Origin of the sequence: Devosia submarina (assembly GCF_003056345.1) — a bacterium.
Lineage (GTDB): Bacteria > Pseudomonadota > Alphaproteobacteria > Rhizobiales > Devosiaceae > Devosia > Devosia submarina.
This window is the reverse complement of the sequence record NZ_PYWB01000002.1, coordinates 76,585-93,790: the sequence shown is the minus strand read 5'-3', so window position 1 is coordinate 93,790 and position 17,206 is coordinate 76,585. Positions and strand designations below refer to the sequence as shown.

Annotated in this window: 23 protein-coding genes, 1 tRNA gene and 1 riboswitch; of the genes, 9 read left to right on the top strand and 15 right to left on the bottom strand. The window is 59.5% G+C overall.

All coding sequences use genetic code 11. The annotated features are described in order from the left end of the window. Positions 1–20: 20 nt before the first annotated feature. The 4 genes from DDE77_RS03015 to DDE77_RS03000 all read right to left on the bottom strand — a co-directional run bounded on the left by DDE77_RS03015 (position 21) and on the right by DDE77_RS03000 (position 3,195). Positions 21–1,286 carry a class II D-tagatose-bisphosphate aldolase non-catalytic subunit gene (locus DDE77_RS03015; protein WP_108395968.1) on the bottom strand — a complete coding sequence of 422 codons (1,266 nt, stop codon included), beginning with the start codon at positions 1,284–1,286 and terminating at the stop codon, positions 21–23. Beyond that, positions 1,283–2,242, bottom strand: a complete 960-nt coding sequence (locus DDE77_RS03010; protein WP_108395967.1) for a carbohydrate kinase family protein — start codon at positions 2,240–2,242, stop codon at positions 1,283–1,285. The genes DDE77_RS03015 and DDE77_RS03010 overlap by 4 nt, the downstream gene beginning before the upstream one ends. A 154-nt stretch (positions 2,243–2,396) precedes the next feature. After that, positions 2,397–2,711: a DUF1127 domain-containing protein gene (locus DDE77_RS20195; protein WP_425430726.1), complete on the bottom strand. Its 315-nt coding sequence runs from the start codon at positions 2,709–2,711 to the stop codon at positions 2,397–2,399. Between the two features lie 193 nt (positions 2,712–2,904). Then, positions 2,905–3,195 carry a DUF982 domain-containing protein gene (locus tag DDE77_RS03000; protein WP_108395966.1) on the bottom strand — a complete coding sequence of 97 codons (291 nt, stop codon included), beginning with the start codon at positions 3,193–3,195 and terminating at the stop codon, positions 2,905–2,907. A gap of 223 nt (positions 3,196–3,418) precedes the next feature. On the opposite strand from DDE77_RS03000, the gene DDE77_RS02995 reads away from it, so the two are divergent. After that, entirely contained in the window at positions 3,419–3,739 is a 321-nt protein-coding gene (locus DDE77_RS02995; RefSeq protein ID WP_245895062.1) for an XRE family transcriptional regulator, read from the top strand. Positions 3,740–3,772: 33 nt separating this feature from the next. On the opposite strand, the gene DDE77_RS20035 is transcribed toward DDE77_RS02995, so the two are convergent. From DDE77_RS20035 to DDE77_RS19340, 3 genes are read right to left on the bottom strand one after another with little or no spacing between them, the layout of a single operon-like run. After that, a complete protein-coding gene (locus tag DDE77_RS20035; RefSeq protein WP_281261286.1) occupies positions 3,773–3,907 on the bottom strand; it encodes a hypothetical protein in 135 nt (44 codons plus the stop codon). A 5-nt stretch (positions 3,908–3,912) separates the two neighbouring features. After that, positions 3,913–4,704 (bottom strand): metallophosphoesterase, encoded by a 792-nt coding sequence (locus tag DDE77_RS02990; RefSeq protein WP_157959645.1) that lies wholly within the window; start codon positions 4,702–4,704, stop codon positions 3,913–3,915. Between the two features lie 11 nt (positions 4,705–4,715). Next, positions 4,716–4,943 (bottom strand): HAD family hydrolase, encoded by a 228-nt coding sequence (locus tag DDE77_RS19340; protein WP_157959644.1) that lies wholly within the window; start codon positions 4,941–4,943, stop codon positions 4,716–4,718. Between the two features lie 19 nt (positions 4,944–4,962). Between DDE77_RS19340 and DDE77_RS19655 the strand changes: the two genes are divergently transcribed. From DDE77_RS19655 to DDE77_RS02980, 3 genes are all read left to right on the top strand, one after another. Further along, positions 4,963–5,184 (top strand): hypothetical protein, encoded by a 222-nt coding sequence (locus tag DDE77_RS19655; protein WP_170116471.1) that lies wholly within the window; start codon positions 4,963–4,965, stop codon positions 5,182–5,184. After that, positions 5,181–5,468 (top strand): ABC transporter substrate-binding protein, encoded by a 288-nt coding sequence (locus tag DDE77_RS02985; protein WP_170116470.1) that lies wholly within the window; start codon positions 5,181–5,183, stop codon positions 5,466–5,468. The genes DDE77_RS19655 and DDE77_RS02985 overlap by 4 nt, the downstream gene beginning before the upstream one ends. A gap of 197 nt (positions 5,469–5,665) precedes the next feature. Beyond that, positions 5,666–6,280 (top strand): HEAT repeat domain-containing protein, encoded by a 615-nt coding sequence (locus DDE77_RS02980; RefSeq protein WP_108395962.1) that lies wholly within the window; start codon positions 5,666–5,668, stop codon positions 6,278–6,280. Positions 6,281–6,428: 148 nt separating this feature from the next. Here the strand turns inward: DDE77_RS02980 and DDE77_RS02975 are convergent, their stop codons facing one another. The 5 genes from DDE77_RS02975 to DDE77_RS02955 all read right to left on the bottom strand — a co-directional run bounded on the left by DDE77_RS02975 (position 6,429) and on the right by DDE77_RS02955 (position 9,675). Continuing rightward, positions 6,429–7,232, bottom strand: coding sequence for an anti-sigma factor family protein (locus DDE77_RS02975; protein ID WP_108395961.1), 804 nt, complete (start codon positions 7,230–7,232; stop codon positions 6,429–6,431). Beyond that, positions 7,229–7,735 (bottom strand): sigma-70 family RNA polymerase sigma factor, encoded by a 507-nt coding sequence (locus tag DDE77_RS02970; protein ID WP_108395960.1) that lies wholly within the window; start codon positions 7,733–7,735, stop codon positions 7,229–7,231. Before DDE77_RS02970 ends, DDE77_RS02975 begins: the two co-directional genes overlap by 4 nt. A 19-nt stretch (positions 7,736–7,754) precedes the next feature. Next, entirely contained in the window at positions 7,755–8,147 is a 393-nt protein-coding gene (locus DDE77_RS02965) for a COG4315 family predicted lipoprotein (RefSeq protein WP_108395959.1), read from the bottom strand. Positions 8,148–8,436: 289 nt separating this feature from the next. Beyond that, a tRNA-Gly gene (locus DDE77_RS02960) sits at positions 8,437–8,510 on the bottom strand. Positions 8,511–8,562: 52 nt separating this feature from the next. Further along, complete coding sequence (locus DDE77_RS02955; protein ID WP_108395958.1) at positions 8,563–9,675, bottom strand: 2'-deoxycytidine 5'-triphosphate deaminase; 1,113 nt, start codon at positions 9,673–9,675, stop codon at positions 8,563–8,565. Between the two features lie 65 nt (positions 9,676–9,740). After that, positions 9,741–9,816: riboswitch (SAM riboswitch) on the top strand. A gap of 38 nt (positions 9,817–9,854) precedes the next feature. Here DDE77_RS02955 and metZ point away from each other — a divergent pair. Together metZ and DDE77_RS02945 are read left to right on the top strand one after the other, a co-directional pair. After that, complete coding sequence (gene metZ, locus DDE77_RS02950; RefSeq protein WP_108395957.1) at positions 9,855–11,069, top strand: O-succinylhomoserine sulfhydrylase; 1,215 nt, start codon at positions 9,855–9,857, stop codon at positions 11,067–11,069. 13 nt (positions 11,070–11,082) lie between these two features. Continuing rightward, positions 11,083–11,901, top strand: a complete 819-nt coding sequence (locus DDE77_RS02945) for a transporter substrate-binding domain-containing protein (RefSeq protein ID WP_157959642.1) — start codon at positions 11,083–11,085, stop codon at positions 11,899–11,901. Here DDE77_RS02945 and DDE77_RS02940 read toward each other — a convergent pair. After that, the gene (locus DDE77_RS02940; protein WP_108395955.1) at positions 11,895–12,308 is read right to left on the bottom strand and encodes a tellurite resistance TerB family protein; all 414 of its coding nucleotides are present in this window, start codon (positions 12,306–12,308) and stop codon (positions 11,895–11,897) included. The two genes, DDE77_RS02945 and DDE77_RS02940, sit on opposite strands and share 7 nt — an antisense overlap. 129 nt (positions 12,309–12,437) lie before the next feature. Here DDE77_RS02940 and DDE77_RS02935 point away from each other — a divergent pair, with 129 nt between their 5' ends. Continuing rightward, positions 12,438–14,060 carry a lysine--tRNA ligase gene (locus tag DDE77_RS02935; protein WP_108395954.1) on the top strand — a complete coding sequence of 541 codons (1,623 nt, stop codon included), beginning with the start codon at positions 12,438–12,440 and terminating at the stop codon, positions 14,058–14,060. 213 nt (positions 14,061–14,273) lie between these two features. On the opposite strand, the gene DDE77_RS02930 is transcribed toward DDE77_RS02935, so the two are convergent. After that, a complete protein-coding gene (locus tag DDE77_RS02930; RefSeq protein ID WP_108395953.1) occupies positions 14,274–14,915 on the bottom strand; it encodes a S24 family peptidase in 642 nt (213 codons plus the stop codon). Positions 14,916–15,038: 123 nt separating this feature from the next. Between DDE77_RS02930 and DDE77_RS02925 the strand changes: the two genes are divergently transcribed. Together DDE77_RS02925 and DDE77_RS02920 are read left to right on the top strand one after the other, a co-directional pair. Further along, positions 15,039–15,395 (top strand): DUF952 domain-containing protein, encoded by a 357-nt coding sequence (locus DDE77_RS02925; protein WP_108395952.1) that lies wholly within the window; start codon positions 15,039–15,041, stop codon positions 15,393–15,395. 35 nt (positions 15,396–15,430) lie between these two features. Next, positions 15,431–16,501 (top strand): quinone-dependent dihydroorotate dehydrogenase, encoded by a 1,071-nt coding sequence (locus DDE77_RS02920; RefSeq protein WP_281261289.1) that lies wholly within the window; start codon positions 15,431–15,433, stop codon positions 16,499–16,501. Here DDE77_RS02920 and DDE77_RS02915 read toward each other — a convergent pair. Beyond that, on the bottom strand, positions 16,498–17,175 hold the full coding sequence (locus tag DDE77_RS02915) for a response regulator (protein ID WP_108395951.1): 678 nt from the start codon (positions 17,173–17,175) through the stop codon (positions 16,498–16,500). The two genes, DDE77_RS02920 and DDE77_RS02915, sit on opposite strands and share 4 nt — an antisense overlap. Positions 17,176–17,206 lie beyond the last annotated feature (31 nt).

The window sequence follows — 17,206 nt, the reverse complement described above, 5'->3', positions numbered from 1 at the left end:
CGCCTCCGTATCCAGCGAAGCTAGTGTTCCGTCTCAACGAGGCCGCATGCGGCCATGTAACGTTGCACGGTCAAGCCGATCCGTGCTTCGATCAAAGCTCTGGGATCGCGGGACATAGCGCCAAATTCGGCCGCGCCGAAATGTTGCAGCAGCAAGCCATCGGGCACTTTGATGCCTTCGATATTGCTGACCAGCCTGCCAAGGGCTGACTGGACTTCGGCAAAGTTCCAGTAATAACGAATGCGATCGCTGTAGCTGAACAATTGCAGCAGTTCGAGCTCCTTGCCTTCGGTGCGGTAATAGTCGCGCCAATACTGCGGATAGGAATTCATAGAGGATTGAAGGGCCTCGATTACACCAGATGGCGAGGCTACGCCCATGCGCCGTTCTACTTCCGCCAATGCCATGATGGCCTCGCGGAACCGAAAGGTGAGCTCGGGACCGACTTTAAGAAAAAAGAAGTGGTTGGAAACGAGTTGCCTCAGCGCATCACTCGTCTGGTAGTCGGTCGAGTGAGCCTCGAAGGTCAGCCCCTCCTGGTGCAGGATGGCGTCCTTGAGCGGCTTTACACGCTGCGCGTCAAATGGGTAAAGCGTGGTGTGGCCAAAATCCACGCCGGGCTGGGTGACCACGGACACGACGCGATCCCAGGCGTCGCTCAAGCCGCGCTGCTCGAACGCCTCCTTGTGAGTCGAGAGCGTTTTTTGCAGGCGGTCCACGGACGTAACGTCGAGCGTGTTCAACTCTTCCGTTTCTCCGCCAGGGATGGGGACTTCGGTGCCTACGACATAGACCAGGGCGTCTGGCTCAGGTGCATGCCGCTCAGCCACTTCGCATAAGTCTGCGGCTCGGGCAGCGACGGTTTCGAAGCTGGGATGAGCTTCGCCGCCCAATGCCATGCTGGCATCAAGGTGTATCTTGGTGTAGCCAGCCGCCGCGAACTGCCGAACAAGCTCGCGCGCTTCAACCATGGCAGTTTCCGCACTTAGGTGACGCCATGGATTGGGTCCCAGGTGGTCGCCGCCCAGGATCAGCCGGGACAGGGGCAGCCCGCGGTCCGCGGCGAGGCTTCTTATCCAATCCATGTATCGCTGCGGGGTTAGGCCGGTATATCCACCCTCCTGATTGACCTGGTTGCAGGTGGCTTCAACCAGAATGGGGGCTGTCGACGTCGCGCCATACTGGAGAACTGCTTCAAGTACTTGTTCATTGGCCGTACAAAAGCTCGGCATCCCGACAGGAACGCCGGAGCGGTTCTGTGCGATAAGGTCTCGTATGACCTTCATGAGAGAGCTCCGGCTCCAGCCTGTGCCGCCAGGAAATCCTGCACCTCCGCAGGCGACGCATTGCCCTCCATGGGTCCCCGCCGCGTAACAGATAAAGCGCCTGCCGCGTTCGCCAAAATTGCTGCCTCCTCAGCAGGGCAAGCTTGGGCAAGAAGCGCGACGAATGCACCGCAAAAGCCATCGCCGGCGCCGGTCGGGTCGATTTCATTGACGCCGTGTGGTGCGATGTCGTGCCTTTGGCCCCTGCTGATGACGCTGGCGCCTTCTGCGCCGCGTTTCACGACCACCAATTCTGCCGATCGTTCCAGCAGGCGATTGATGGCGGCGCTCTCACCCAAGCCAGGATAAAGAAAGTCGAGGTCACCAATACTCGGCATCAAACAGAAGCTCTGCGCAATAATCGTATCGAGTGCTGCGCGCCCTTCCTCGTCTCGCATGATTTCTGGCCGGGCATTGGGGTCACAGCAGATGCGTCCGCCCCGGGAGGCAACCGCCTCTACCGCAGCCATGATCTGGGGGCGCAATCGTTTCGACCCCAGCGAAGATCCCGACACATGCAGGATTAAATCGCCCTCCGGCAGAAGGTCTGGCGAAAACACGAAATGATCGGCCGCCGTGTTCTCGAGGTGAAAGATGAAGTCGCGCGAGCCGTTTTCATAATAGGAAACGAACGCTGTTCCCGTGGTGAGGTGCGGGTGCACGCTGATGCCCGCAATGCCCACATCATCCCGCTCAAGGCGCCCGACGAGGCTGCGGCCGAAGCCGTCATCGCCCACGGCACCGAACATCATTGTTCGGGCACCCCAAAGCGCCGCTTGATCCAGGAAAATGGCGGGAGCGCCGCTGGGATAGGGTCCGGTATAGGGTGAGATCTTTTCGAGCCCGCATCCTTTTTGATGCGAGACGAACTCAACGAGCAATTCCCCGACTGCTAGGATGGTGGGACCGGCAGACATCAAATTGCACCTCTTTGACCCGGGGGAGTCCGATTTAGCTCAGCCCTTTTCTATACTGGCGTCCAGTACGAGGCCATTCCCGAGTTCGCTGCATTGGGGGGCGGTCGCTGTTTGCAAATTCGCGGGTTGCACAGCCCTGCTGCGGCCCATTGGGTTAGGAACGGCGGCGAGCGTCCCGTCTGCTTTGAGACTGCAGCATCCCATTGTCATTCACGCTAGTCACGCTTGGTTGTTGTGGCCGGGATAGGAAGTGAACTTCGCCGCCACTCCTCGGAAGCGCCACATCCGGTCCCGGGCGTGATGCGGAAACCGGTAGTGGTGCCAAGCCGGCGACTACGCTGGCAGCATGGGAAATCTCCCCGCGGGTAATCCCGATGTCCTTGAGGGCGGCGTCGCTTAGCCGCATCAGTGCAGCTTCGGTGCGACCTTTTTGTACACGAGCGAGGACGCGGCCTGCCCAACGCTTCATCGTGCCAAGGGCGTTCTGAGATTTAGCGGCGATAGGTTGCGGAGCAAGCGGCGCTTCAGCCGAAGCCTGCACCGGATGATTGATCTGCATGAGAATATCCTTCTTGAACGGCGCCAGCACTCCCGCTCGGCGTGCTGACTTTTGTAAAACTCCCTGGTGTGGTCAGGATGAAGCTGCTGAAGAGAGCCAACGCCTAACGCTGCAACTGATAAGGGGAGGCCCCCGAATGGTCCCGCTGGCGATGCAAGATCCCGGCCCGTTCGGCCGCGGCAACGACATAGGCGCGCGCCGACTCCGCCGAAACCAGATTATCCAAGGCGCTCTGGCAAATCGCATAAGCTCGCCGATACTCCCTTGTGCGCGCGCCAGACCAAAAGCGCTTCAGATATTCGAGTGCATCTGCGGCGTTCCGCGCCCGTAAGCTTGCCGCATGACCCTGCTTCAACTGGAGAACGATCGGTTTGTTGAAGTTCCTCGTGCCCATGAAATGCCTCCTTGTTCATTAAGTAGTAATTCTGGGGTTCGTCACCGATGTTGTTACAGAAACGGAATAAGCAACGGCCGTGCAACAAAGTGACCGGAAGCATACCGTGGCAGAGCTATGAATTTACGCCGCAAGAAAATGGCATTGTTGTCGCGAATTTGTTCCCTTTATCTAGATATGTTATTCTGGACGCCTGGAATATCGCGAAGAACGGAGGTTGATGATGACGAATGGCAAAATCACCGGACGAATGATCGCAGCTGCGCGGGCCCTCGCTGGCGTATCTCAAGCTGACTTCGCCTTTTCGGCAGGCCTGTCCCTACCCGAACTGCAGCTTCTCGAAGCGAGCGGAAGCGCTCGACTGTCTGAAGAAAGTGACCGGATCGCCGTTTGCAAGGCGCTCGACTATTTCGGCGTTGTGATCATCGATGAAGAGGACGGCATGGGCGCAGGCGTGCGCCTGAAATTCTCACGCACGGACGTTCGTCAACTCACGCGGCTGGAGTCCGAAGGTGGCGCTGTAGGCGCTGACGACGCGCCCTAGAGACGGTCGGGAAACGCAAAGGCACTGCGTCAGTCAGCACCAGGAGGCTCGACCTTCGGCTGGTACTTCCTTGAAGCTGCGATGCAGGAAATTGTCATGGCTCAGAACGCCTTCGGCATAGTTGTTGCCCATGATGTAACTGTGCGTCGGCACCTGATCGAGGCACATGCAGGTCAGATGCTCGTGTGTTCTATTTCCAGATTCGCATCGAGGTAGTTGTCGAAGTGCACAATTGTGCTTTCCGGATTGCCGATGACGATGGCCATCTGCCCTGGACCGGCGAGACGGCGCATTGGCACGCCGGGCTGATCGAACGTGCAGTAATAATGGTTTCCCGCCAGCGTTGTGAAAGGTAGGCCCTGCCACATGGCTGTCGAGGTGAGATGGACGTGGCCAGCGATCACCTGCCGTATGTCAGGGTGCGTCTTGAGTGCGTCAATAAACGGCTGGGGCTCAAGGATGCGGATGTCATCGGACTCGATGTGGAGGGCATGGGCGTTGTGGTGCAGGATAACGATCACCGGCTGCCCCATCGCTTCTGCCAGCCGGGCGCGCAGCCAGGCGATTTGCCGCTCCGTCAAAACCCCATCGACCCGTCCGGGCTCGGATGAATCAAGCAGGATCAATCGGTAGCCTTGGACGTCCAGAACCTTGTCCACCTTGCCGGTTTCAGTAAAATAGGCAGCGCCGAAGACGGAGCGGAATGCTTCGCGGTCGTCGTGATTGCCAAGGGTCAGATGAACCGGAATAGGGATGCGTGCGATGATCTGCTGCAATCGGCGGTAGGCGTCAGGCTGTCCTGCATCCACAAGGTCGCCGGCAAGAACGCAGAAATCGGCCTTGCCATAGCGCGCGATAATGGCGGAAACCGCCCGTTCCAGCCGCGCGCCCGTGTCTAGGGTAACCGACAACTCCCCTTCGGGCATAATGTGCAGATCGCTGAGAACCACGAATTGCAAGCTCATGGCGGCTGCCGTCAGGCTGGTGCAAACAAGGGATTGTGGCTTGAGCGCGCCATTTGTCGCTCGATTTCCGCGAGCAGGGCGGGCAGTTCGCCGGGCGAGCGAATGGTGTAGCGCGGCACTTCGTGGCTGAACGCCGGGATATGGCTGCGCTTGGTGGACCAGCTTTGCCAGATGCTGATGATCCCGAGCTGGTTTGCTCCGCCGATATCCCGCTCCAGATCGGAGGATGCGAAATTCATTTCGTGGGAGGTACAGCTTATGCATAAAGATCTTTCCGGCATTTCAAGGCTGCTGGCGGTGACATCCGTGCTGCTCGGCGCAACCGCCATGCCCGGTGCTCTGGCCCTTCCGGCCGGTGCGCAGGATGCCCCGGCCAATGCCTGCGCCAGTGGCTATACGGAGGCCCCCAACTCAAGAGCCAGGTCGATGCCGGTACGCTCCCTGCTGTGGCCGAGCGCCTGCCGCTCGAGCCGCTGGTGATCCAGCCGGCCGAGGAAGTGAGCGTTTATGGCGGCCAGTTCATCGATAGCTGGGGCGGCGGCAATATCGCCGACATTCGCCAGTTCGGCTATGAGCCAGTGGTGCGCTGGAGCGTTGATGGCTCCGATGTGGTGCCCGGCATCGCCAAGAGCTGGGAGATCAGCGAAGACGCTCGCACTTATACCTTTCATCTGCGCGAAGGCATGAAATGGAGCGATGGCCATCCTTTCTCCGCGGATGACATCCTGTTCTATGCCGCCAGTTGGAAGCGGAGTGAAGGCTAACCACACCGAAGGCGCCCGGCGCTAGTGGACCCCTCTCGGTTGTTCCTGGAAGCACTGAGAAAATGATGATCAGAAAACCGACAAGTGTTTGGGAAATCCATTAGCGACTTGGGGCCGTTGAACCGGTGCTGGGGTGACAAAACTTATCTGACCAACAAACGTCGTATCTTCATTGGCAAGCTTTGGGGACAGATTGGATGCCCAACATCACAAGCCTCAGGGCAGTTCTGGTGCTTTGGCTCATAACGGCGGTGCCCGCAGCGGCGGAAGGCTCATTGAGCGGCCTGGCAGAGAGAGCCACGGATATCTCTGTTGATACCGACCAATTCTTGCAGGACGTAAATGTGGAGGTGCTTCGGCTGCTGCAGCACAATCCAACCGATGCGGACTTAGCAGCAATACCCAGACTGATCGACGCTTTCCATCGTTCCGGGGCCGACAGGCAGGCCAATATTCTGAAAGTGCTCGCCCACCTTCTGGCAGGTAGCAAGAACCATCGATCGGCTATTGTGGACACAGCAGTGCAAGCACTGCAGTCGCCGTGGCATGGTGTGCGAGTCGCTGCTCTCGACGTTTTGGGCCGAAGCGAAGATGCTACTGCGGTACCGAAACTGATGGCTAGTCTCAGTGACCCCGATTGGGAGGTGAGGTATCAAGCTCTTTATGGGCTTTCCTCCTTTGTTGATCGAGCGGCGCACCAAGACATATTCGAGGCAGTTGCACCTTTGGTTGGGGATGAAAACAAGCGCGTCCGCGAAATGGCGCGCACGCTCATGCGCCTGGCAAAGGAAGCAGGTCGCCAAGATCTGTAAGCGCCAATGGAATAGCTCACGGCATACAAACTTCTGCCGCCTTCCATCGATCTCTGCTGTCGGTTCACCATCTAAAACCACAGTCCGCGTCCCGCCCCTACGCTGCCCCCAGCCATCTGGGCCTTTTGCTCAGTTGCAAGCACGCCATTCACGACCCGCGGTAGGGTGTTTGCTCCGGCTCGCCTTCGGTCAGTTGCGCATAGATCATTTGCGATACGGCCTTCATGCGCTCATCTGGCAGCGTCCCCACGACAGTGCAGGTGATACGGCTGTTGGCCCAGTAGAAGGCGTCCGTTCCTTCATACCGGCTGAACTGGTAAGTGGGCTCCTTGTCCGGCAGGGCTGCCGTGACATAGATAGTCACCCGCTCCTTGCCGGCGTCCTCATACATCAGTTGTGCAGCCCGGCCGCCCAGTTCTGGCTCCCCGGGCAGCAGCCGCCCTCCAACAAGCGTAAAGCCTTCGGCTTCAAGGTTGGGCATGCCCAGATTGGTTTGCAGACGATTGGACAACCATGTGCTCAGGTGCTCGCTATCGGCTCCCCCGACTTCCACCGCATGCCGGTTTTCTGCCACATAGACGCTATGGGCGTTGATTGCGTCGGCGATCAGCACTGCGCTCGCGGGCCGCTGTTCCAGCACAGGGCGCAGGAACCAACCACCGGCCAGGCCGAGCCCCAGCAACACAGCAGCAGCGGTAGCCCAGACAAAGCGCCTCGCCCTATTGCGCGACATGCCGGCCGCGATCCTTCGTGGATCAAGGCGGCCCGGAACAACCTCGGCCCCAGCAGGACCATAGAGCGCGCGAATGGCGTCCGACTGCCGCTGCATCACCGCCACTTCTGCTGCAGCCTCCCCGTCTGTGGCAAGATGCTCGTCCACGGCCTGACGCGTTGCCGGATCAAGTTGCCCGTCGGCATAGGCCATCAGCATGTCGCGGGTGATCTCGCTCATTTGACCGTTCTCAGGCGTGGTTCGGCCGGTGTTCCAGTGACCGAACGCAAGGTGGCACGGGCCCGGCCCAATCGGCTCATCAGCGTGCCCAGCGGAATCTTCAAAATGTCGGCAGCCTCCTGGTACGGCAAACCTTCAAGGGCAATCAGCAGCAAGGCTTCCTTCTGTTCGGATGGCAGCGCGTCTATCGCCCGCCCCATCTCAGCCAAGGCAAGATGCCCCAATTGTGGAGCGGGAGTGGATAGTTCATCGGGGGCGGCACTGTCGAGCATCCAAGTCCGACGTCTGGAGGAACGAAGGGAGTTGCGATAAAGGTTCAAGAGGATGGTAAAGAGCCAGGCCCGAACTGGTCCGGTAGGGCGAAACAGCCCTGGCCGTGAGATTGCCCGCTCCAGGCAATCCTGCACCAGATCATCGGCCAGGTCGACATTGCGCGTCAGGGCCCGGGCATAGCGCCTCAGGGCCGGCACACAGGCTTCGACCTGGTCGAGGAAATCGCTCAAAAGCTCAAGCTCGCAACGGTCAATCTACCGCAAGATGCCAGACGCCGCCGACGCCGTCACCCGAGATGTCACCGGGCTGGGTATCTTCGTACCAGTAGTAAAGCGGCATACCTCCGTGGGCCCACATCTTGGTGCCGTCGTCACGGGTCACGACGGTGAAGTCGCCCTCATCCTTGGCATCGTCTTCGGCCATCAGCGGGGGCCATTTCACCGCGCAATCGCCATTGCAGTTGGACTTGCCGGCCGTATCCTTGTCGAAAGTGTAGAGCGTCATGCCTTGAGCATCGGTTAAGACCTGCTTGCCATTGATTTCAACGGTCTTGACCGCACCGCCCAGATAATCTTCCGCAAAGGCTGGAGCCGCAAACAGCGCCACTGCCGCAGCGGTCGCCAGGATCAAACGAAACTTCATGGTATTTTTCCTCCATCAGGAGAGCGGCGTCTGCTGCCCTCACCAGCGTCAACACCGCTGCCGGAGGTTTAATCCCCATCGCAGAAAATAAAGGTGCGATTAGGGTGTATTCGAATTACGTTCCGGCGAGATGGCGATCTTGTCGGCAACTGGGATGCGCGGCGTTCTGCGTGGTCCGGCTAATACGGGGTCCTGCACACATCTGCTGAAGGAGGCAATTTGTGCGTCAGCTTCAGGCAAAATCACCGAGCGATCGCTGCGGTTCATCTATGCTGACAATGAGCGCAAGTGGAGCGGGTGAAGGGAATCGAACCCTCGTCATCAGCTTGGGAAGCTGCTTCTCTACCATTGAGATACACCCGCAACAGGCGGATAGATGCGGCAAATCGCGGTGGGCGTCAAGCGGGTCTTAAGCTTAGCTGGCGAACGGCTTGAAATGCTTGGAGAGCTTCAGGGTCTGTGCCTGGTAGTTGGAGCCCGAGGCGGTGCCATAGAGGCGATCGGGCAATTCGGCCAGGCGCTCATAGACGAGCCGGCCGATGGTTTGCCGATGACCGAGCAGGAACGGCACTTCCCGGCTGCGCACTTCTAGAACCGCACGGCTGCCCGTGCCGCCGGCCTCTGAATGGCCGAAACCTGGATCGAAGAAGCCAGCATAGTGGACGCGGAATTCGCCGACGAGCGGGTCGAACGGCACCATTTCGGCGGCGTGAGTGGGTGGCACATGCACGGCTTCGTCTGACACCAGAATATAGAACTCGTCTGGATCAAGGATCAGCTCGTCCCGGCCGCGGCTGTAAAGGGGGTCCCAGAAGTCGAGCACATCCAGGGCCGCTTTCCTGTCGACGTCTACCACTGCCGTGTGGCGGCGCGAGCGGAAGCCGACAAGACCATTCCGATCCTGCCCCTTGAGGTCGATGGACAGGGCAACGCCATCGCCGACCTGAACGGAGTTGTCGAACACCAGGGTGTCGCTGGCATGCAGTGCCTGGTGCTCGGCCGCGGTAAGGCGGTGATCGCCGCTGCGGAATCGCATCTGGCTCAAGCGTGAGCCAGTGCGTGCCAGAATGGGGAAGGTGCGTGGGCTGATCTCGAGGTAAAGCGGCCCCTGATAGCCTGCAGGCATCTGATCGAACCCGCGGGCGCGATCGCCAATGACGCGGGTGAAAACATCGAGGCGCCCGGTGGAGCTCTTGGGATTGGCCGAGGCGCTGACTTCTTGGGGCAGGGCGAGGCTCTCCTGGAGTGGTACCAGGTACACGCAGCCGCGCTCCAGCACGGCACCCTTTGTGAGGTCGATTTCGTGCAGTTTGAGAGCTTCGATCCGCTCGGCAACAGAATGACTTGGGCCCGGCAAAAAGCTCGATCGCACGCGATAGGCAACATTTCCAAGCCGCAGATCAAGACTAGCGGGCTGCACCTGGTCGGCGTCAAAGGCGCGGGCGCTGTATATCGCGCCCCCTTTGGCAAGTTGCTCAATCAATCGCGCCGGAAAGACGCCCTGCGGCCAGGCCTGTTGCGTGTCCATGGAATGCCCCGGGTGATGCTGGCTGTTCCTACTGTTATTGACGCCGTGAGGCAATTGGCTTTAGATCGCGCTCTAGTGGTGATTTGGCCGGTCGCTTGCAGCCACTTAAAAGAAATCGCTAAAGACCGTTGGAACCGGCCGCCTTCTGCGCGCCGGTTTTTTGTTGTGAAAGCGTGACCATGTCCAAAGCCAACAACCCGCTCAATGATCCAGCCCGCCGCGCGGCCGAGACACAGCTGGTCCATGGCGGCACCGAGCGCTCCCCTTTCAACGAGACCAGCGACGCGCTTTTTCTGACCTCGGGCTACACCTACCCCAGCTCCGAACATGCCGAACTGCTGTTCAAGGGCGAAATTCCAGGCGGGCATAATTACTCACGCTTTGCCAATCCGACCGTGGATGTGTTTCAGGAGCGCATGGCTCTTTTGGAGGGCGCCGAGGCGGGGCGGGCATTTGCGAGCGGCATGGCGGCGGTCACCAATGCGGTGATGAGCCAGGTTCGAGCAGGTGATCATATCGTGGCATCACGTGCCCTGTTTGGCGGCTGCCGCTATGTGGTGGAGGATTTCATGCCACGCTGGGGCGTGGCGAGCACATTGGTGGACGGACGCGATCCGGAGAACTTTGCGCGGGCCATGCAGGCGAACACCAAGCTGGTGTTTATTGAAACCCCAACCAATCCCACGTTGGAACTGGTAGACATCAAAGCTGTGGCCGACATTGCCCATGCACATGGCGCGGTGCTGATCGTGGACAATGTTTTTGCGACTGCTCTTTGGCAAAAGCCGCTTGAGCTGGGCGCGGATCTGGTGACCTACTCGGCCACCAAGCATGTGGATGGGCAGGGCAGGGTACTCGGCGGCATCGTGCTGGGCTCCAAAAAGGTGATCGAAGGGGATGTGCACACGCTTTTGCGCCAGACCGGCGCCACGCTGAGCGCCTTTAATGCCTGGGTACTGCTTAAGGGGCTGGAAACCTTTCCCCTCCGCGTCCGCCAGATGACCGAGAGCGCCGCCAAGATCACCGAAGTTTTGGCGAACCATCCCAAGATCGACCGGGTAATCTATCCCCACCACCCCAGTCATCCGCAATACGATTTGGCCAAGCGGCAGATGCAGACGGGTTCTACCTTGGTCGCGTTCGAGGTCAAGGGCGGACAGGAGGCAGCGTTCACCCTGTCCGATTCCCTGTCCGTGATCCTGATCAGCAACAATTTGGGCGATGCGCGCTCCATCATCACGCATCCGCGCACCACGACCCATCAGCGTTTGAGCGAAGAGGTGCGGCTGGAAACTGGTGTCACGCCGGGCCTGTTGCGGCTTTCGGTGGGGCTGGAGAACCCTGAGGACCTGCTTGCCGATTTGATGTATGGCCTGGATCAGGTTCAGACATGACCCGGTGCCGCCGATGATGAAAACAGCTCTAGTCTGGTTGTTTGGGTTGATGTTCGCGGCAGCTTCCCCTGCCTTCGCCCAGGCGCTGCCCTACCACGCCGATCCCAGCGCGCGCGAAATGTCGCCGACGCTGACGCCCGTGCCGGCAATTCGCTTTCTCACCACGGCAGACTTCCCGCCGTTCAATTTTCGAGATGCCGGCGGGGAGTTGATCGGCTTCAACGTCGATCTGGCGCGCCGGATCTGCACCGAAGCCAATGTTGCCTGCACCATCCAGGCTTGGCCGTGGGAGCAGGCGGCGGATGCATTAAGCGACAATCAGGGCGATGCCCTGATTGCGGGGCTTCAGATGACCCCCGAAAACGGAACGCGGTTTGATTTTTCTGCCGTCTACATGGCTCTGCCGGGGCGTTTTGTTACTCGCCTGCCGGACGTGGAAGGTTTCAATCCTGGTGCCTTGAGCGGCAAGACCGTGGCCGTGCGTAGCGGCAGCGCTCATGAGGCCTTTATGAAGCGCTATTTACCTGATGCTGAGCTTGCAGGTTTTGCGACTGAGCTCGAAGGGCTTCAAGCTGTCCGCGACAGCCAGGCCGATGCCTTTTTTGGTGACGGCATGCGCTCGTCCTTCTGGCTCAACGAAAATCTGAGCTGCTGCGCCTTTGCTGGCGAGGCCTATTTCCGCCCGGCGCTGTTCGGAGAGGGATTGTCGATCGCCGTTCCTGCGGGTAACGACGCGATCCGGCACGCGATTGATTGGGCGCTGATCAAGCTCAAGGACAATGGCGCGCTTGACGAATTATACCTGCGCTGGTTCCCCGTCGGCTTCTACTGAGGCATGCGTCGGTGCCGCGCCCGTGCGGCAACTTCGATCGCTGCGGTGGTAAGCCGGTCGAGATCAAGCTTGTCGCGCAGCATCTCGAGGTAGCGGAGCTCTTCCTGCTCAAGGTGCAGATCAACCGAAGCAACTTCCACCGCCACCGCATAGGCGGTGTCCTGCAGCTTTTTGGGAATAGCGGCAATCGCCTCGTCCATAACCTGGTCTAGCCCGCCCAGGCCATTGAGCTTGTCTGCGCACGCATTAGCCACAGCCATCAGCCGGTTCTTGTCGAACCCTTCAAACACTGGCAGGCGCCCGATCAAAGCCTGAATCCGCACCAATTCCCTTTCCGTCATCTGGCTATCGGAAGATGCCGCCAGGATCATCAAATGGATCAGTGCGTCATGGGCTTGATTGGGCATAGAATTGTTCCAAATGGCTGTCCGTGGCTCAACAGGTAGGCGGCACGACAAGGCTTGGCAAGACGTTGGCGCATTGACGGCGAAAGCAGGGAATGCAACACACCGCCATTCAGATTATCGTTGAAAGGCATGAGCCCCTTGTCGCCCGCTTCCTTGCCCCCGCTCGATCCCGCGTTTTTTGATGCTGCCCAGACCGCCAAGGCCTGGCCGTTCGAAGAAGCACGCAAACTGGTCAAGCGGATCGAAAAGTCAGGTAAGGGCGAAGCTTTGTTCGAGACCGGCTATGGTCCTTCGGGCCTGCCGCATATTGGCACGTTCGGCGAGGTGGCCCGCACCACGATGGTGCGAACGGCTTTTCGCCTGTTGACACGCGACCAGGTCCCGACGCGCCTCCTGTGCTTTTCGGACGATCTCGATGGCATGCGCAAGATCCCGGACAATGTGCCGTCCAAGGAGGTCATGGAGCCGCATCTGCAAAAGCCGCTGACATCGGTACCGGACCCCTGGACCAATGAGTTCGCAAGCTTTGGCGACCACAACAACGCAATGTTGCGGCGGTTTCTCGATACCTTCGGGTTCGATTATGAGTTCGCCAGCGCTACCGAATATTATCGCTCTGGCAAGTTTGACGAAGTGCTCCTGCGTGCCGCCGAGCGCTATGACGATATCATGAAGGTAATGCTCCCAACGCTCGGGGCCGAGCGTCAGGCCACCTATTCGCCATTCCTACCGATCTCCCCGATCTCGGGCCGCGTGCTTTACGTGCCGATGAAGGAGGTCAATGCCAAGGACGGCACGATCACCTTCGCCGATGAAGATGGGCGCGACACGACAGTGCCGGTGACGGGTGGGCATGTGAAGATGCAGTGGAAGCCCGATTTCGGCATGCGCTGGGCTGCACTGGGTGTCGACTTCGAAATGTTCGGCAAGGATCACCAGACCAATGCCCCGATCTATGACCGCATCTGCGAGATCCTGGGCGGCAAGGCTCCGGAGCACTATGTCTATGAACTGTTCCTGGACGACCAGGGCCAGAAGATCTCCAAGAGCAAGGGCAATGGACTGACCATCGATGAATGGCTGACCTATGCCAGCACCGACAGCCTTGGGCTCTACATGTTCCAGAAGCCCCGCACGGCAAAGCGCCTGCACTTCGATGTCATTCCGCGCGCTGTGGACGAATATTACAGCTTCATCTCCGCATATCAGGGGCAGGATGCAGCCGCTCGGCTAGAGAACCCCGCGTTCCACGTCCACTATGGCACCGTGCCGAACCCCGAAGTGCCGCTGAGCTTTGCCTTGCTGCTGAACCTGGTGGCAACGGCCAATGCCCAGGACACCAAGGTGATGTGGGGCTTTATCGGCCGCTACATTCCGGGCGCCACCGCGGCAACCCATCCCGAGCTTGATAAGCTCGCCGGCTATGCGGTGCGGTACTTCAATGACAAGGTCAAGCCGTTCAAGACCTATCGTGCGCCAACGGACATCGAGCGCGCTGCGCTGCAGGATCTGCATGATCGGCTGGCTGAGCATGAAGGCTCAACCGATGCATCAGGTCTGCAGGATTTGGTCTATGCCGTGGGCAATGAGCATAAGTTCGAGCCCCTGCGCGACTGGTTCAAGGCTATTTACCAGGTGCTCTTGGGCGACGAGCAGGGACCACGCTTCGGCTCGTTCATTGCGCTGTTCGGTGTGACCGAGACGCGTAAGCTGATCGCCGATGCTTTGGCGGGAAAAATGCTGGCGAAGTAGGGTCGCGCGAACCTATTCGGCTAGGAGCGGCACTGGTCTGATTGCCACGAGCTCGTCCTTCGACAGGCTCAGGATGAGGTCTACTGTCTGTTGTGCTGAATGTGGCAGTTGGGATGTGCTGCCTGCTCGCACAATGGTGGTCAGGGCCTCATGGTGAGCCTGTCGAACCACAAGGCCGGCAGTGCAATCCCGCCACTAGGGCAATTCTTCCATTTACTGGCTTGCCCAGATGATGCGCGCGATCCATTCCACATCGGCAAGGTCAACGATACGCGGTTCATAGGCTGTGTTTACCGAGCGTAGCTCGATTTGCTTATGGGTCTGGCGGGCAAGGATCTTGACCATCACCTCTCCATCGCGCGTCTTGACCACCACGCGATCACCGCGCCGCACCGCCTCGGTGGGTGAAACCACGATCCGGTCGCCTTCGCGATACAGCGGCTCCATGGAATCCCCGGTCACTTCGAGGGCATACACACCGCCTTCTCCTGGCCTGGGCAGGTCGATTTCTTCCCAGCCCTGACCCACCGGAAATCCTGCACTATCGAAAAACCCACCAATGCCTGCACGGGCCAAGCCAAGCAGGGGCACCGTCTGGCTTCTTGGGGCATTGTCGTTCATATGCAAAAACGTGCCTCCGGCAAGAAAGCTCTCAAAGCTTTCTCCTGTGGCTTCCAGAATCTTTGAAAGGCTTTCCGTCGAAGGCCAGCGCTCCCGGCCATCCTTGCTAACCCGCTTGGAGGGATTGAAAGCCGTCGCATCAAGACCAGCAATGCGAGCAAGCGCAGAAACAGAAATACCCTGGCGGCGCGCCAAGGCATCAATCCCGTCCCAAATAGCTCGGTGCGATAGCATTGACAATGCCCAAAAGGAAAAGCTTCTTATTGCCGGAATTTAGTCCTATTTCGGTGTATTCACAATAGGCAAAAGGTCGCGCGAACTTGCGCCTTGCCGGGCTGCGGATTAGGGTCCGCGCTCATGAGCACCCCTGAACTTATCTACAAGATCGCGACAGAAGCGAGCTATGCCCCAGCGCGTCAAAGCGGCAGTTATTCTGGCATGCCGATCGATGCTGCCGATGGCTACATGCACTTCTCCACGGCCGCGCAACTCCGCGAAACCCTGCGGCTTCATTTTCCCGGCCAAACCGGTTTGGTGATCCTTGCGGTTCGCACAGCCGATCTGGGCCCAGATCTTGTTTGGGAGGCTTCCCGTGGCGGCGCGCTCTTTCCCCATCTCTATGGGGGGGCCTTGAAAACCAGCGCTATTGCCTGGGAAGCGCCGGTGAGCGTTGACGCTGATGGGTCTTGTGAACTGCCCGAGGCCGTCCGGTGATCTTTTCCAAGCTCTCCCCGCTTTTGCGCAATCCCATTGTTTCCAGTCTGACGCAGCAAGCTCTGCTCAAGATGGATGCCGAAACGGCACATGGCGCCACCATCAACGCATTGCGCGCTGGCCTGGCACCCGTGCAGACGCAGCCGGATCTGCCTGAGCTGCACACCAATTTATGTGGTCTCCAATTATCGAACCCGGTCGGCATGGCTGCAGGCTTCGACAAGAACGCCGAGGTGCCACGCCCCCTCGCGCTCCTGGGCTTTGGTCTGGTGGAGATCGGCACGGTAACGCCACGCCCACAACCGGGAAATCCCAAGCCGCGCCTGTTCCGCACTGGCGAGAGCCAAGGCGTGATCAACCGTATGGGCTTCAACAATGAAGGGCACGAAGCAGCCCTTGCGCGGCTCAAGGACCTGCGCGTGCCCGCGGCTCTGGGCGTCAACATTGGAGCCAACAAGGACAGCGAGGATTTTGTCGCCGATTATGTGAAGGGCGTGGAGCGATTTGCTGATATCGCGGACTATTTGACGGCAAATGTGTCCTCTCCCAACACGCCAAACTTGCGCAATCTACAAGCTGACGAGGCGCTGCGGCGCCTGCTTGGAGAAGTCCTGAGCGCCCGCGCCAAGGCACGGACGCGAGTTCCGGTGTTCCTCAAGATTGCGCCTGACCTCGACGAGGCGGCGCTCGATAGCATCGCCAAGGTGGTGCTGGCCACAGATCTCGATGGCCTGATCGTGTCCAACACCACCATCACCCGCGATAGCGTAGCGGGCCAAGAAAATGCGGGCGAAACGGGTGGGCTTTCCGGCAAGCCCCTCTTTGAGCTGTCCACACAGCGCCTGGCGCAGATGCGTCAACGGGTCGGCCGATTGCCGATCATTGGCGTAGGCGGCATTCATTCGCCTCAATCAGCACTCAGCAAGATTGAAGCGGGTGCCGATGCCATTCAGCTTTATTCGGCACTGGTGTTTGGCGGGCTTGATCTGCTCGACCGCATCAAGAGCAGCCTGGTTGCCGCAGTGCGGGCCCAAGGCAAGAGCAGCATTGCCGAACTGGTGGGTACGCGTACGGGTGAGTGGGCGGACGGCCGCGAGGGGGCCTAGCTCGGCGCGCCTTCTGCCCCGACCGAGAACAACGCCTCGAACTGCCCGTCTTCGATCCGGGCGGCTGCGATAACGGCCTGGGTGCGGCTGTCGACGTCCAGCTTCTGCAGAATGGCCGACACATGCGCCTTTACCGTGGCTTCTGAAATCGAGAGCTCATAGGCGATCTGCTTGTTCATCAGCCCGTCGCTAAGCATCATCAAAACGCGCACCTGCTGCGGCGTTAGTGTCGCGAGGCGCCGCATCAGCGCTGTATGAGCATCATCGCCGCCCATGATGGTTCCCTCTGGCACGAACACCTCGCCGGAAAGCACGGTTTCGATGGCACGGCGGATTTCTGTTGGACCGACTGACTTATGCAGATAGCCCGCAGCGCCCAGTTCGAAGGCCCGGCGCACCACGGTGCTGTCCTCGACCGCTGAAATGATCATGACCGGGATGTCGGGATATTGGGCGCGCAACAACAGGAGCCCGGAAAAGCCACGCACGCCGGGCATGTTAAGATCAAGCAGCACGAGATCACAATCCCGGTCGGCATCAAGCGCCGTGCTGAGGCCATTCAGATCGCCTGCTTCCTCCACGCTGACGGTAGCGTCCCCACCTGCCAAGGTCTGGCGCAGGGCGGCCCGGAACAGGGGATGGTCATCAACAATGATTATGCGGCGGCGAGTCAAATTCGACCTCACAGGGAAAAGGACGCTTAGG